The sequence below is a fragment of the Empedobacter stercoris genome (assembly GCF_020281205.1).
Taxonomy (GTDB): Bacteria; Bacteroidota; Bacteroidia; order Flavobacteriales; family Weeksellaceae; genus Empedobacter; species Empedobacter stercoris.
This window is the reverse complement of the sequence record NZ_JACXZC010000001.1, coordinates 115,218-131,279: the sequence shown is the minus strand read 5'-3', so window position 1 is coordinate 131,279 and position 16,062 is coordinate 115,218. Positions and strand designations below refer to the sequence as shown.

The following is a 16,062-nucleotide window of genomic DNA, read 5'->3' as shown; positions in this document are numbered from 1 at the left end:
TTATTTATTACTTTTATTCATCATTTATACAAATGTAAAAAACTTCCTTCTAATTTCTTTTTGTTTTATATTTGAAGGATACTTAAATTATTAATTTATATAACACCATCGCAATATGTTAATTAAAAAAACGTATGTTTTACTATCGTTTTTATCAATGAGTTTACTTGCTTTTTGCTTTTGCAAACCCATGTTAGACACTGACGAAGAAAGAGAAAAGTTAATTGTAAAAAACACACGAAATACCTTAACTTATCTACACTATAAACCTGCAACAGTTGATGATAAATTTTCAGAAAATGTATTCAATAAATATTTAGAATATATAGATCCAAGCAAACGCTTTCTTTTGCAATCTGATTATGATTTATTCAAAAAAGATTTTCACAATTTAGATGATTATTATAAAACAGAAAATTTAAACTTTTACAATGCATCTGTAGATACAATTTACAAACGTATTGCTGAAGCGGAAAAATATTCGATGGAAGCATTATCGAAACCTTTTGATTACAATCAAAAAGAGAATTTCAATATCGATTACAAAACGTCTAAATACGCTAAAGATAAAAACGAAGCAAAAGATTTATGGCGCAAATACCTGAAATACAACGTAATGCTGGAAATCATTTCTATGCAAGATGACGTAAAAGGTGAAAAGAAAGACACCTTGAACAATTCTACTTCGTTAAAAGATGCTAAAGATCCTTTGGCTGACAAAGACAAAAAGAAAATCACAAAAGATACTCCTTTTGCAGAAGTTGAAAAGATAGCACGTGAAGAAGTAAAAGATTTAATTTCTGATTATTTCCGTCGCATCAAGCAAACAAAACGCGAAAATTATTTCTCTATTTACATGAATTCGCACACAGAACAATACGATCCCCACACAACTTACTTCTCACCAACGAGCAAAGAAGATTTCGAATTCGAAATGTCTGGACAAATGGAAGGTATTGGAGCCAAGATTCAAGATAAAAAAGGTTACGCAACAATTGCAGAACTTATCGTTGGAGGTCCAGCATGGAAAAGCGGTAAATTAGAAGTCGGAGACCAAATTATAAAAGTTGCTCAAGGGAAAGACGGTGAAGCGAAAAACATTGTTGGAATGATTTTGAGCGATGCCATTCGCCTAATCAAAGGGAAAAAAGGAACAGAAGTTGTCTTAACAATTAAGAAAAAAGACGGTTCTCAACAACAAATCTCTTTGATTCGTGAAGTAATCGAAGCTGAAGAAGTGTTTGCTCGTTCCTCTGTAATTACCGACGACAAGGGAGATAAATATGGAATGATTTATTTACCTGAGTTTTATACCCCGATGGGTAAAGAAGGTGGTCGTTACCCTTCCGAAGACATCAAAAAAGAAATTGAAATATTGAAGAAGGAAAACATCAAAGGTCTTATTTTCGATGTTCGTAACAATGGTGGTGGTTCATTAGAAGAGGTAGTTAAAATCTCTGGATTGTTCATCAAAGAAGGACCAATTGTACAGGTGAGACGTAGTGACGGAATGCTTAAAATTCACGAAGACAAAGATAATTCTATCGCATACGACGGACCATTAGTTGTCATGGTTAACGAGCTTTCTGCATCTGCCTCAGAGATTTTTGCTGCAGCTATGCAAGACTATGGTCGTGCTGTTGTCGTGGGATCGCCTCAAACCTTTGGTAAAGGTACAGTACAAACTATCTTGCCTTTAGACCGTCAAACGGGAAGTGATGAGTATGGAGCAGTGAAGTTAACAATACAAAAATTCTACCGAGTTAACGGAGGATCAACACAATTAAAAGGAGTTCAGTCGGATATTTCTTTAGTTGATCAGTTCACTTACGAAGATATCAGCGAAGCTTCTCGACCAGAAGCTTTGAACTGGGATCAAATCAAACCATTGGTTATTGCAAAATGGCCTACAACTTTCGATTTAACAAAAGTAAAAGCCAACAGCAAAGCTCGTTTAGAAAATAATACTCACTTGAAACTAATGAACGAAAGTTTCAAATTCATCAAATCAATGGAAGAGATGAAAGAGATTCCTTTGAACTTAGAAGATTATAAAACATACCGTAAAACACGCGAAGATAAAATCAAAAAGTTCGAAAATTTAGATAAGTACAAAAACAACTTCAAGTTTACAATGAATCAAAACGACTTGACAACAACTAAAACTGATACTGTCTTAAAAGCAAAACGTAACAATTGGTTCAAAGCAATGCAAAAAGACTTTTATTTAAACGAAGCGGTTAACGTTTTAAGAGATCTAAAATAATGGAGCAAGAAAACGGTTCATTTTCACAAATCGTATTCAATAAATTAAGAAAGAACACCCTTGGTGTTCTTTCTTTTGGTGTAATAGTATTGGCTGCAATCATCTCTATTTTTGCCTATATCTTCGCGACAGACAAAACAGAAAATGCAAACAGACAAGACCTAACCATTGCATATGCACCTATAGGTTATCAGCAAAAAACAATCGAAATTCCATTACCTAATTATACAGGAAAAACAAGTTTTACTGATTATATATTCGGGAAAGAGATCGATTCGGAACAAATAAGTATCTCATCTTACAAGATCAATGGACAAAATATTACCTATGTTCCTTATTTAGGAAACGGACTTAGTGGCGAACCTATTACCATAGATGCATCAACTTGGACAAAGTATAACATCAAAACCAAAGATATAGAGAAACAATATATCTATACAAAAACCTATCTTCTTGGTACAGATTCGTACGGAAGAGACTTTTATTCGAGGTTAATCATCGGGACAAGAATTTCATTTCTTATCGGGTTTATCGCAGTATTCATCTCATTACTTGTAGGAGTTTCCCTGGGCGCTATCGCAGGATATTACAAGGGAACAGTCGATAACATGATTATGTGGCTGATAAACGTAGTGTGGTCTATCCCAACATTACTATTGGTTATTGCTATTACTTTGGCTATTGGAAAAGGATTTTGGCAGATATTTATTGCCGTTGGTCTAACGATGTGGGTAGAAGTTGCCCGTGTTGTACGTGGACAATTCTTATCGTACAGAGAAAAAGAATTTGTAGAAGCAGCAAAAGCCTTAGGTTTTTCGGATGCAAGAATCATCTTCAATCAAATATTACCCAACGTTGTTGCTCCTATTATTGTGATATCGGCAGCCAATTTTGCTTCGGCAATTTTAGTAGAAAGTGGGCTTAGTTTCCTTGGAATTGGCGCACAACCTCCTACTCCGTCTTGGGGAAATATCATCAAAGAACATTACAACCATATCATTCTTGGGAAACAACATTTGGCAATCCTACCAGGTTTAGCCATCATGTTATTGGTTCTTGGATTTAATATCTTCGGAAATGTTTTGCGAGATATCATGGATATTAAACAGTAAGAAGCAAATTAAACTTTAAACTTTTTATAGTTAACCACACAGAAACATAGGTTTAATTTTTAATAAGATTATGTCATTGTTATTGACTTAATATAAAGTAATAAATAGTTCAATATAACATTCATAATAAAACGTAGTTAGGTTTTATTCAAAACGTAGTTAGGTTTTAATCAAAACGTCAGTAGGTTTTAATCAAAACCTACTGACGTTTTTTTATTGGCCTCAATTAGAAGTTGAAAAAATTACATTAACTTTTCTTTTTTTCATACTTTAAAGTCGCTAAAGTCTCTCGAAGATCAATGCCAGGTCTAAAAAGTATTTTAGCATTTTTAATAGAAGCAGAAGTTACTTTTGAAATTGAATCTGCACCTTCGCTACTTATACTTATCTGAAAAGATCCAAAATCTCCTAAGCGAACTATTTTACCATCTGCCAAATGTTTAGCTAACATTTTTGCTAAATCAATCAACGATGCATAGACATCACTCTCACTAACGGAAGAAGTTTGAGCGATTTCTTTACTTAATCTACGAAGAGAGATTTCACCATCTGCAATAGAATTTGCATAAAACTTTTTAGGACCAGTAGGATCTCCTGGATAAGCTTTTTGAATAACATTGTATTTTATTGCCATAATTAAAAGTATTTTCAGATTAATAGTTAATTAACTCTAAATTAATACTTTATATTTAATTCACAAAATAAATTTGTTGATTATCAGTATTATACGAAAAAAGAGCATTAAAAAAAGCTTTCAAATGAATGAAAGCTTTTACTTTTTATGATAAAATTTAATGAAGATTGTGCACAATATGCAGCCTTATACTTCTTTGTTCGTCTTATTTTATCGAATCTTTTATGGGTGCTTTTATAGGATAAGTATCGGTAAGCCCTACTAATCTAAAGGCACTATATATATTTTTGTTCTGCTTATTTCCTAAAGCTATTATCGTGAATTGATTGTTAACATCGTGTACAAAAACAGTATTGTTCCCGTGCCACCAACCATTGTGATACAACAATTTTTTACCATCTTCGTATTCTAACAAACGTATTCCAAGTCCATAATTCTTATAACCTTTTTGCTCATAACTATATCCTTTGAAAGCTTCTTTCTTGATTTTCTTTGGTAAAAAATCGTTCGAATACATGGCAATGTCTAATTTGTACAGATCTCTTGGTGTAGAATAGATGTTTTTGTCGCCATAAGTACGGTCAAAATCGTCCCAAGCCCACTCATAACCATTGTATTTGTACGAACGAGCTACTGTATCTTTATCGCGGTCATACTCAAAAACAAAGGTGTTTTTCATCTCAAGCGGGTCAAAAACCATGTATTTCATCGCCTTAGGGTAAGGCATTTTCATTATCTTTTCGATGATTAAAGCAAGAAAAGCATAATTGGTGTTTGAGTAATAAAAACCTTTATCTGCTGAACGAATTTGTTTAACATCGTGTTCGGTGAAGATATCTAACACATCTTGATTAGAAATTGGCTTCTCGCGATCCATCATCACCTTCTTACCATTCCACAAAACGTTGGCATAATTTGGTAAACCACTGCGGTGATTTAGCAAATGACGAACTGTGATGTCCTCGTAAGGAAAATTTTTTAACAGTGTATTTACCTTTTGATCTAATGTAATTTTACCTTTCTCTACCAACTTTAGAATAGCAACAGATGTAAAAACCTTCGAGATAGATGCAATATGAATAGGGGTTTCAGGTGTGATAGGACGCTGATTTCTTTGGTCTGCCATCCCTTGATATTTCTCTAAAAGTACTTGACCATTCTTCACAATCAGCAAACCTCCACTTACATTTCCATTGACCCAAAAGTCTTGATAATAGGTATTTACTTTGTTTCGGTAATCATTAATCTCTGCTTGTGTGTAGTGCATTGGCTTGAAATCTGCCTTCCAATCCAATGAATCAAAGCGCAAAGCATGCGGATCCTTCTTTCTAAGTTCTTCTTTTTGTTCGTTTTTCTTGCTACAACTTCCCATAAAAAGCATGGCAGAAGCAAGAACAACCGCTACATATTTCATGTGTTTTTTCTTAATCTATTTGTTTGTTAGCACTAAAGTATATATTTATTTGTGGAATAATAACCCGTTTGCAAACATTAAGTTTTTTTTATGATTTGTGCGAAAGTTGAGACTTAAACTCGCCTAAGATGACACTTGTTGCAACGGCAACGTTTAGACTTTCTGTAGAACCATTTGTCCCAAAAAACGGAATGCTTAGTTTATTTGTCGTCAACGCCTCAATTTCTTTTGAGATACCATTTGCTTCGTTCCCCATTACCAATATACCTTCTTGTGGAAGTATCTGCTCGTATATAGACTCTCCTTCCATAAAAGTTCCGAAAATGTTTCCTTTATATTGGGATAAATATTTTTCTAAATCAATATAATGCACCTTCACTCGTGTAAAAGATCCCATTGTCGACATCACAACTTTTGGGTTGTACATATCAACTGATTCTTTGGAACAAAGAATATCCTCTACACCAAACCAATCAGCCAAACGGATAATTGTGCCTAAATTTCCTGGATCTCGAATATCATCCAACGCAATCGACAAACCTTTTAATTGGATATTTTCATCATAATTTGGTAATTCACAAAGTGCAAGGCCAACATTAGGAGTTGTTAAGAAACTGATCTTTTTCAACTCTTTTTCTTCTATAAATGTCTTTTTGATGTGTGTTGCTTCGGGCCAAAAGTCTTCAATTATAAATAATTCTTTAATATTTATAGAACTTTTTATAACTTCCCCAATATTTTTAACACCTTCTACGACAAACAAATTATATTTTTGTCTATATTTTTTAGAACCGAGAGATGTTATTATCTTAATAACGTTATTTGATAACATATTTATGCAAAAAAAAATTACAACAAATATAGCACTTATCTCTTGTTTGGGATTACTTTTTTATAGCTGTAGTACAACTAAAAAAGTTCCTGAAGGAGAATATTTGTTTGTAAAAAACAAATTTGAATACGATAAAGAGGATCCTGATATAAAGAAGAAAAAGGCAATAATCAACAAAGATTTAAGTGATTATGTAAAACAAAAGCCTGCTGGAAAGTTCTTAGGATTTTTTCCTCTTTGGCAATGGGTATACAATTGGTCGCCTGCAAAGTTTGATGAGACATTTCAGGAATATTATCGTGTAGACGCCCCTTTCCGTAACCAAAAGTTATTGGATAGTTTGTTAACAAAAAATAATCTGAACCAATATGTTGGACAAAGTTTGTGGAAAGAACGTCTTTATTTTAGCCAAGGTGAAGCACCAATTTTATTAGACGAAGAACAGTCAGAATTTTCGGCAAAGAACTTAAATCGATTATTTCATGACAAAGGTTATTTCGATTCGAAAGTAGCTGTTTCTTATGACAAAGATTCGGTTTCGAAAAAAGCAGAAACCATTTATGATATAAAATTAGATGAACCATCTTATATCGAAACGTTTACTCAAAAAATTTCTGACGTTAAAATTGAAGAATACTTAAATTCTCCTTTGGGAAAACAAACTGTGTTACATGCTGGAGATCAATACAACTTTGATAAATTTGAAGAAGAACGTGATCGTATTGTTGATTTATTAAAGAACAGAGGTTACTATGATTTTAATGACACGGGAGAAGATTTATACTTTGAAGCGGATACATTAAAAAGCAATAAGCGCCTTGATGTTACAATGTTTATTGATAAACTTAGTCAAGATTCGTTGAAAATTGATAGTATTACTCCTTTTACGCAATATCGTTTTGGGAAGGTCAATATCTATGCTGATTCGCGCAATATAGTTGATGACGAAAGTTCATTAATCAAAAAGGAATACAAAGATTACAACGTTTTTTATACAAAAGAACCAGAATATCGTCCTCGATATTTTACAGATGCATTTGTAATTCGACCAAATCAATTGTATCGCCAACGACAAGAAATTCAAACAAAACGAAATATTTTCAAAAAAGAAAATATCAACTTACATGGATTTAGAATAACCAAACAAGATTCGATTTTGAATGTTGATGTTTTTTTTACGCCTAAAAAGAAATACGATTTGAATTTATTTGTCGAAAGTTACGCTTCTCGTTATATGAATTTTGCAATTTCTCCCGGGATGACCTTAACTTCGAGGAATTTATTTGGTGGAGGAGAAAATTTAGAAACAACGTTAAAAGGAACATTGGGTTCGGTTAACAAAGATTTCTCGATGAATAAAGCTTTCTTGAATGCTTACGAAGTTGGAATTGAAACCAAATTGAAGTTTCCTTATTTGTTAACACCTATTAATCTTGACAATATTTTACCTAAACGTTTCTCTGCTGAATCGGCAATCAGAATGAATGCAAGTACGCAGAAAAATGTAGGTTTAGATAAAACAACTTATGGCTTTGGTTTTGATATGGATATTTCGAGTTCAGAATTTCAACACAAAGTCTCTATTTTCAACACTGAATTTATCAATAATCGTAAAAAAGATCGCTATTACGAAGTTTTTACTAGAGATAATACAACAAAAGAAGAAGTAAAAAAACTCTATTACGAATACAATCCAGATGCACCAATTTATGTAACAGATGATGAATTAACAGACGCTATTGAGGCAGACAAAGGATTTCAGAACTCGTTAACAGGAGAAGATGCAAGATTATATGTTGATTTTGAAAACATGTTATACAGAAAAGCAAACATTTCTCAAAATATATTGATTAATTCATTTATATATCAATTTACATACAATCAAGAAAACGCCTTTCGTCCAAAAAGTAATCCGTGGTTTATACAAGCTAGAATTGAGTTAGCTGGAAATATTTTACGAGGTTTGGACAAAGCCTTTGGTTTTAATAAAGCTGAACCTGATCGAGATGGAAATCAAGCAGGATTAATTTTTGGCATTCCTTATTCTCAATTCGTAAAATTGGACATTGATGTTCGTCGAAAATTTAAAATGAATTCTAATTCAAGCATAGCTGGTCGATTTTTATTTGGTATTATTCAACCTTACGGAAATTCAGACACAGCGCCATTTGTAAGAAGTTATTCGGCAGGAGGTGCAAATGATGTGCGTGGTTGGGCTCCATTGACATTAGGTCCTGGAAGTAAACCTCGTATCAATTCAAAAAATCAGAGTTTAGAATTTGAGAGTATGAAATTGTTATTCAATGCTGAATATCGTTTCCATCTTTTCGGAAGTTTAGAAGGTGCATATTTTATTGATGCTGGTAATATTTGGGGCGTTAATAAAGATCGACAAGAAACATTATTCAAGTTCAAAGATTTTTATAAAGAATTAGGAATTGGGTCTGGTGTAGGTTTCCGTTACCACATTGGTACGTTTGCAATTGTAAGATTTGATTTAGGTTACAAAATTTATGATCCTTCATACGAAATAGGTGAACGTTGGCAATTTGATAATTTTAATATCTTGAAACCAAGATTACACTTCGGAATTAATTATCCTTTCTAAAAAAACATCTATATTTGTTTCACAAAATACTAACATAATGAGCAGAAAATTTCCAGCCGGGGTTGCAACCGGTTCATTAGTTCAAGACATCATTAATGATGCAAAAGCTAATCAGTACGCTTTACCTGCGTGTAATGTCATTGGTTCAGATACAGTTAATGCTGCAATGGAAGCTGCAGTAGAAGTCAACTCTCCTCTTATTATTCAATTTTCTAACGGAGGTTCTGCTTTTAATGCTGGAAAAGGATTAAAAGGTGAAAATCAACTTTCTGCTATTAAAGGAGCTATTGCAGGTGCAAAACATATTCATACATTAGCTGAGGCATATGGAGCTACAGTAATTTTACATACTGACCATTGTGCAAAAAAATTATTACCTTGGATTGATGGTATTATGGATGCTAACGAAGAACATTTCAATAAATTCGGAAAGACTTTATTTAGTTCTCATATGTTAGACTTATCTGAAGAGCCATTAGAAGAAAACGTAGAAACGTGTAAAAGATACTTAGATCGAATGTCTAAAGTCGGAATGACGTTGGAAATGGAATTAGGTATCACAGGAGGTGAAGAAGATGGCGTTGACAATTCTAATGTTGATAACTCTTTGTTATATACTCAACCAGAAGAAGTAGCTTATGTTTACGAGAATTTAAAATCAGTTTCTGATAATTTCTGGATTGCAGCTGCATTTGGTAATGTACACGGAGTTTACAAACCTGGTAATGTTGTTTTAACACCAAAAATTTTAGATAACTCTCAGAAATACATCAACGAAAAATATAATGTAGAAAACGCTGTAAATTTTGTTTTCCATGGAGGTTCTGGTTCTACTTTAGAAGAAATCAGAGAAGCAATTAGCTATGGAGTGATTAAAATGAATATTGATACAGATTTACAATATGCATTTATGGAAGGTGTTCGCAAATATTTTGACGAAAATGCAGCGTATTTACAAGGACAAATTGGTAACCCAGATGGTGCTGAATCTCCAAATAAAAAATACTACGACCCACGTGTATGGTTAAGAGCAGGAGAAATTTCTTTCAAAGAAAGATTAATCCAAGCTTGCCACGATTTAAATAATGTTAATACTTTAGGATAATCTTCAAAAGAGATTTTTCTATTCAAATAAAAACAGAGAATATGCCTTGGTTTATAAGAAGCAAGAAAAATATTACAACGCCTACAGAGTCAAAAAAAGACGTTAAGAAAGGCTTATGGTACAAAACACCATCAGGAAAAATTATCGAAACTGAAGAATTAAAAGCGAACGCGTATGTAAGTCCAGAGGATGATCATCACGTACAAATTGGTTCTCAAGAATACTTTGACATCTTATTTGACGAAGGAAAATTTACAGAATTAGACACAAAAGTAGAAAGTAAAGACCCTTTGAATTGGACAGATACAAAGCCTTATAAAGATCGTTTAAAAGAAATTAAAAAGAAAACGGGAATGACAGATTCTATTCGCAATGCGACTGGAAAAATTCATGGCCGTGACATTACTATTTCTTGTATGGATTTCAAATTCATTGGAGGTTCTTTAGGTTCTGTAATGGGAGAAAAAATCGCACGTGCAATTGATTATTCAATCAAACACAAAACACCGTATGTAATCATTACACAATCAGGTGGAGCGCGTATGATGGAAGCTGCAATTTCGTTAATGCAATTAGCAAAAGTAGAAGCTAAATTAATTCAATTAGCAGACCACAATATTCCTTACATTACAGTGTTAACGAATCCATCTTTCGGAGGTATTACAGCTTCTTTCGGATCTATTGGTGACGTGATTATGGCTGAGCCAGGCGCATTAATTGGATTCGCTGGACCACGTGTTATCAAAGAAACAATTGGTAGAGATTTACCAGAAGGATTCCAAACTTCTGAATTTTTATTAGAAAAAGGCTTCGTTGATATGATCGTTCACCGTAAAAAGATGAAAGATAAAATAAAAGAAGTAGCTGATATGTTAATGCCTATCAACTAATTAATAGAAGTGCAACTATATTTTTGAAATTATATTCAAATTTCATTTGGATTATTAGAAATTGATTTTATATATTTGCACTCCAATCGCGAGAATAGCTCAGCTGGTAGAGCGCAACCTTGCCAAGGTTGAGGTCGCGGGTTCGAGCCCCGTTTCCCGCTCTTTGAAATATTAAATTCAAAAATCAAATTTTGCCTTGGTGGTGGAATTGGTAGACACGCAGGACTTAAAATCCTGTGTCCATTAGGACGTGCGGGTTCAAGTCCCGCCTGAGGTACTTTTTAATTTGATTTTGACAATTTACACGCGGGAATAGCTCAATTGGTAGAGCGTCAGCCTTCCAAGCTGAATGTTGCGAGTTCGAGTCTCGTTTCCCGCTCAACTTCTTTCTTAGAAGTGGATGCCTTGGTGGTGGAATTGGTAGACACGCAGGACTTAAAATCCTGTGTCCATTAGGACGTGCGGGTTCAAGTCCCGCCTGAGGTACAACAAAGCTCAAGAATTTATTTTCTTGGGCTTTTTTTATGCTTCAAATAATTATATCTTTATCGCTTTAACAAAGTACGTTTTTAACACATGATTCAACAATCATTTTTAAGAAAGGCCCTATTTACTCTTACCTTTTTACCTTTATTTTCTTACGGTCAAGAAACAAAAAGTTCAGATGATTTATTTCTAGAAGCTCGACACAAAGCTTTCGAAGAAAAAGATTATACAGCTGCAAAGAAATTAGCTTTACAAGCTTTAGCACAATCTCCAGAATATACTGATATAGCTGTTTTCTTGGGAAGAATTTACACATGGAATGATGAAACGGATGAAGCTCGAAAAGTTTTTCAGAATATAGAAAAAACCATGGATCCTTCAACTGATTTTTATTTGGCCTACACTTCGCTTGAATATTGGAATGAGAATTATACAGAAGCTATATCTATCATTGATCGTGGTTTAATTAAATACCCTAAGCATGAAGAACTATTATTGTTAAAAGCTAAGATTCAGAATTCAGGGGATCTTTATAGTGATGCATCAGAAACAATCAAAGAATTAATTGCGATTAATCCTAAAAATACGGAAGCACGCGAATTGGCTAATCGCATCGAAATTAATAATACGAAAAATGCAATTGGTGTAAATTACAATTATTCACATTTCGATAAACAATTTGCTGATGATTGGCATCAAGTTTCAGTCAGTTACAAACGTCAAACTGCTTTGGGCTCATTGATTATTAAAGTGAATTACGCCAACAAATTTAAAGATAATGGTGTACAATACGAAGTAGAAGCTTATCCGAGACTCTCTAAGACATTTTACATGTATATTGGTGGTGGATATTCAGATAGTGATGGTATTTTCCCAAAATACCGTACAGGGGCATCATTGTATGCAAATTTACCAAAGAGTTTTGAAGCTGAATTAGGATATCGTCAACTTCATTTTTCTGATGATGTTTGGATGTTTACAGGATCTATCGGAAAATACTACAAAAATTATTGGTTTAACTTAAGAGCATTTGTTACTCCAAGCGATCATAACATCTCTCATTCGTATACCTTTACAACGCGTTATTATACGGGTGATGCTAATAATTATTTAAGTTTAGCGATAGGAACAGGGATTTCTCCAGAAGATTTTAACAATAATCTTTTAGAAAATACTACTTACAAATTGAAATCCTTTAAAATTGGAGCTAATTATAATTTTTCGATCAAAGATTTGAATTTAATTACAATCGGTGCAAATTATTATAACCAGGAATATCGTCCAAATCAAAAAGGAAATCAATATGATGTAAGTATTTCGTACAGTCGAAAATTCTAATTAATATATTTTATAAATAAAGAATCAGGAACCATTTTTTGAACATTTTTCAACGAATGGTTTTTTGTTTTAAACGACTTCATACGATTCTTTAACTCATCTTCCATTTTTGAATTTTGTTCAAGATCTTCTGTTAAATTCTTTTCGATTCGATATAACTTCCCTCCTGACAAATGATAATTTTCGAAAACATAATCATCCAAAATATTCTTGTTTTGCATTAGCGGAACACCTTGTTTTCTGAAATTTGACTTACCATTTTCCAGATTTTGTCCCATCCATGTTACATGGTGCGGTAAGTTCATTCTATATGAATCTCTAAAATAAGTCGCAAATGTTGGGGCAATATCAAAATGCGTGACAATATTCGACATCTTTTTTGGTGATTTCAATAACGGTGAATACACTATAATTGGCACATGAAAACGATCTATTTTCGTTTCCATCGGCACTTCTGGCATTCTATGATCTCCTGTTATCACAAAAATAGTTTGATTAAAATCTGAACGTTTTTGATATGTTTCAAAAAAATTTTTTAACGCATCGTCTACACTTAAAAAAGTAACCAATTGCTGCTTATATTTTTTGATTGTAGCTAAAGTTGTCGCATCATAATTTCTTGTTTCAACCAACTTATCAAACTGTTTATTGTATTTCTCAACATTGTTTATCAAGAATGGGCTGTGCGTTGCTAAAGTCATTAAAACATTAAAATAGGGTTGACTATCTTCTTTCTGTATTGTTAAATATTTTTTAAAAACCGAATGATCATCATATCCCCAAGAAAAGCCATTATTCGAAGGGATTTTCGCATAATCGTTTCCGTAATCATCTTCATCTATAATCGTTTCCACTTGAGAATAATCCAAATACTTAGACATAAAGTCAAAATCTGCATCACCACCATAAAAATACCCCGTTTTATAACCATTACTTTTCAATAAATTATACAAGTTGAAATGTTGAGGTAAGTTATTTTGCTCCATAAAACCATTTTCAGCAAATGGCAAGGAACCTGTTAACGCTGGTAGAACACCATATGTTCTTCCCGTCGTACTCAATCCATTTTCCCAATACAAACTCTTTTTAGATAGTTGATCAATATAAGGTGTAAACGATCCTAAATACGCTCCGTCGTTGCTATATGCTCTCCCCAAACCTTCAATTACAATAAAAACAACATTTGGCTTTTCAGTTGATAAATTGAATTGTTTTGCAAAAAAGTTTTGGTTATCATCTTGGTATAAAAATGGATAATTTTCTTTGTCTGGATAATTTCGGTTATCTTGATTCTTTGCAGTTGAATTTGCATTCAAGAAATCAATTTCGGTTATTTTATCTTCAGCAAATTGTTCTAATGAATTAGAGAAAAAATAAGACGATTTACTTAAAACTAAATTAGACGAAAACTCATCATTCTCTGCATCCTTTACAAACAGATTAATCGGAATAATAATCGCGAAAAGACTTAGTACAATCAGCGAAAATTGGAGATATTTCTGCTTGATTTTTAATTTATAACTGTACGTAAAAATCAACGTCAATAAACTAATTACAACCAGAGATAGAATAATATTGGTAACATTCATAACACCAGAAGCTCCAATAATCAGCTTTAACTCATCGAATGTGTATAAAAATAAATCGGAACCTAATAAGTTGAGCGTCGTTTCAAAATATTTTATCAATCCTATATTTGCAACAATTAAAAATGAATAAGCAAAAATAACCCATTTCTTCGCCCAACCGATAGAATAAAATTGCAATAAGAAGTAAATTAAACTAACGATAAAAATACTGTCTAAAGCAAAATCAATATTGTGAACAAATAAATCAAGAAATAATGTTTGATGAGCATGTGGGGTTAAATTTTGTTTATAAAAAGAAATTTCAACAATTGTAGATACCCCAAAAAGTAAAAGATAAATCAATGAAATAAAAGTCGTTTGTTGAACTAAATTCACAAATCCTAATTTCATTTTTTGCAAAACAGACAACTCTTTTGCTTGATTTCTTCCAAAACCTTGTCGCGTCATTTCTCCCCATGAATTATTTTTCAAAAAGAAATCCTTTACTCCTTTTACGGCAGCTAAAACTACAAAAGGATGAAAAGTAAATGGCTCTATAAACGCGGTTAAAAACAATTTTGGAATATCTCCTTTCTTGTTGTAAACGTTATACGTCATCAAATCAATCAAAATGGCATAAATCGAATATAAAATTCCGTAAAGCAATACAAAAGCCATTAAAGGAAAGAAAATATGCCAATTAATTAAACCTAAAAAGAATAAAACAACGAAAATGATCCAACCAATATATTCGATAATCGGTCCTAAAAATTCGAAGAAAAACCAATACGGATAACTCATCATTCCAAGTTTTCCATATTTCGGATTGAAAAATAAAATACGATGTTTCCACAATGTTTCTATCGTTCCACGCATCCAACGATTGCGTTGTTTGGTTAAAATTTCTTTACTTTCTGGCACTTCTGTCCAACAAAGCGGATCGGGAATATTTACTACTTTATAGGCCAATTTTTGCTCGTGCATATAACGTCGCATTCGCACAATAAGCTCCATATCTTCACCAACTGTATCGTGATCATAACCGCCACATTGCAATACAATTTCGCGATCAAAAGCACCAAAAGCACCTGATATCAACATCAATCCATTGGCACGCGACCATGCCATTCTTCCCAAAACAAACGCTCTGATATATTCTAACGCTTGAGCTCTACCCATACGAGTTTTCGGCAAATTAACATCTACAATTTTCCCATCGATAATTGTACAATTATTGGCCAATCTTATCACGCCACCACAAGCAATTACTTTAGCTTTTGCTTCGTCCATAAAAGGCTTAGCAAGCTTTAGGATGGCATCTTGTTCTAAGATACAATCAACGTCAATACAAACAATATAATCATTTGTAGCGATGTTAATTCCAACATTTAACGCATCCGATTTTCCACCATTTACTTTGTCAACAATTACCAATTTTTTAAAAACAGGATTGCTACTTTTATAAATCGCATTTATGGGTTTTGTTTTGATATTTCCCTCAACAAAATAATCTATTTTAATCAAATCATACGCCTCAATTAATCGTTGCAACGAATCATCTTTGGATCCATCATTTACAATAATAATTTCGAGCTGATTATAATACAACGACAACAACGAGCGTACATTTTCTACAATTGTAGCCCCTTCATTATAAGCTGGAGCAATAAGACTAAACGTTGGTGCATTTGAAGAAGTTGCGATCAGGGAATAATCTGTAAAACTATTTTTTCGGATATATGATTTAATTGCTCCTTTTGCGTAAAGTCCAATCCATCCATACACAATAATTAAAGGATAGAATAAAAA

Annotated in this window: 10 protein-coding genes and 4 tRNA genes; 10 read left to right on the top strand and 4 right to left on the bottom strand. The window is 32.9% G+C overall.

Annotated elements, in window-relative coordinates; genetic code table 11:
* Positions 1–190 precede the first annotated feature (190 nt).
* Positions 191–2,266: a carboxy terminal-processing peptidase gene (locus IF125_RS00635; RefSeq protein ID WP_225541174.1), complete on the top strand. Its 2,076-nt coding sequence runs from the start codon at positions 191–193 to the stop codon at positions 2,264–2,266.
* Positions 2,266–3,378 carry an ABC transporter permease gene (locus IF125_RS00630; protein WP_225541173.1) on the top strand — a complete coding sequence of 371 codons (1,113 nt, stop codon included), beginning with the start codon at positions 2,266–2,268 and terminating at the stop codon, positions 3,376–3,378. Before IF125_RS00635 ends, IF125_RS00630 begins: the two co-directional genes overlap by 1 nt.
* 247 nt (positions 3,379–3,625) lie before the next feature.
* On the opposite strand, the gene IF125_RS00625 is transcribed toward IF125_RS00630, so the two are convergent.
* The 3 genes from IF125_RS00625 to IF125_RS00615 all read right to left on the bottom strand — a co-directional run bounded on the left by IF125_RS00625 (position 3,626) and on the right by IF125_RS00615 (position 6,258).
* Positions 3,626–4,012 (bottom strand): HU family DNA-binding protein, encoded by a 387-nt coding sequence (locus tag IF125_RS00625; RefSeq protein ID WP_188319131.1) that lies wholly within the window; start codon positions 4,010–4,012, stop codon positions 3,626–3,628.
* A 205-nt stretch (positions 4,013–4,217) separates the two neighbouring features.
* The gene (locus IF125_RS00620; RefSeq protein ID WP_225541171.1) at positions 4,218–5,426 is read right to left on the bottom strand and encodes a serine hydrolase domain-containing protein; all 1,209 of its coding nucleotides are present in this window, start codon (positions 5,424–5,426) and stop codon (positions 4,218–4,220) included.
* Positions 5,427–5,514: 88 nt separating this feature from the next.
* On the bottom strand, positions 5,515–6,258 hold the full coding sequence (locus tag IF125_RS00615) for a TrmH family RNA methyltransferase (protein ID WP_171623214.1): 744 nt from the start codon (positions 6,256–6,258) through the stop codon (positions 5,515–5,517).
* 4 nt (positions 6,259–6,262) lie between these two features.
* Between IF125_RS00615 and tamL the strand changes: the two genes are divergently transcribed.
* The 8 genes from tamL to IF125_RS00575 all read left to right on the top strand — a co-directional run bounded on the left by tamL (position 6,263) and on the right by IF125_RS00575 (position 12,685).
* A complete protein-coding gene (gene tamL, locus IF125_RS00610; RefSeq protein WP_225541170.1) occupies positions 6,263–8,866 on the top strand; it encodes a translocation and assembly module lipoprotein TamL in 2,604 nt (867 codons plus the stop codon).
* 37 nt (positions 8,867–8,903) lie between these two features.
* Positions 8,904–9,971, top strand: coding sequence for a class II fructose-bisphosphate aldolase (gene fbaA / locus IF125_RS00605; protein WP_225541169.1), 1,068 nt, complete (start codon positions 8,904–8,906; stop codon positions 9,969–9,971).
* Between the two features lie 41 nt (positions 9,972–10,012).
* The gene (gene accD, locus IF125_RS00600) at positions 10,013–10,861 is read left to right on the top strand and encodes an acetyl-CoA carboxylase, carboxyltransferase subunit beta (protein ID WP_171623211.1); all 849 of its coding nucleotides are present in this window, start codon (positions 10,013–10,015) and stop codon (positions 10,859–10,861) included.
* A gap of 88 nt (positions 10,862–10,949) precedes the next feature.
* Positions 10,950–11,022: transfer RNA gene (locus tag IF125_RS00595), tRNA-Gly, on the top strand.
* A 32-nt stretch (positions 11,023–11,054) separates the two neighbouring features.
* A tRNA-Leu gene (locus tag IF125_RS00590) sits at positions 11,055–11,138 on the top strand.
* A gap of 29 nt (positions 11,139–11,167) precedes the next feature.
* Positions 11,168–11,240: transfer RNA gene (locus IF125_RS00585), tRNA-Gly, on the top strand.
* A gap of 23 nt (positions 11,241–11,263) precedes the next feature.
* A tRNA-Leu gene (locus IF125_RS00580) sits at positions 11,264–11,347 on the top strand.
* Positions 11,348–11,437: 90 nt separating this feature from the next.
* Positions 11,438–12,685 (top strand): YaiO family outer membrane beta-barrel protein, encoded by a 1,248-nt coding sequence (locus IF125_RS00575; RefSeq protein WP_225541168.1) that lies wholly within the window; start codon positions 11,438–11,440, stop codon positions 12,683–12,685.
* On the opposite strand, the gene IF125_RS00570 is transcribed toward IF125_RS00575, so the two are convergent.
* Entirely contained in the window at positions 12,682–16,038 is a 3,357-nt protein-coding gene (locus tag IF125_RS00570; RefSeq protein ID WP_225541167.1) for a sulfatase-like hydrolase/transferase, read from the bottom strand. The genes IF125_RS00575 and IF125_RS00570 overlap by 4 nt on opposite strands.
* Between the last annotated feature and the right edge of the window lie 24 nt (positions 16,039–16,062).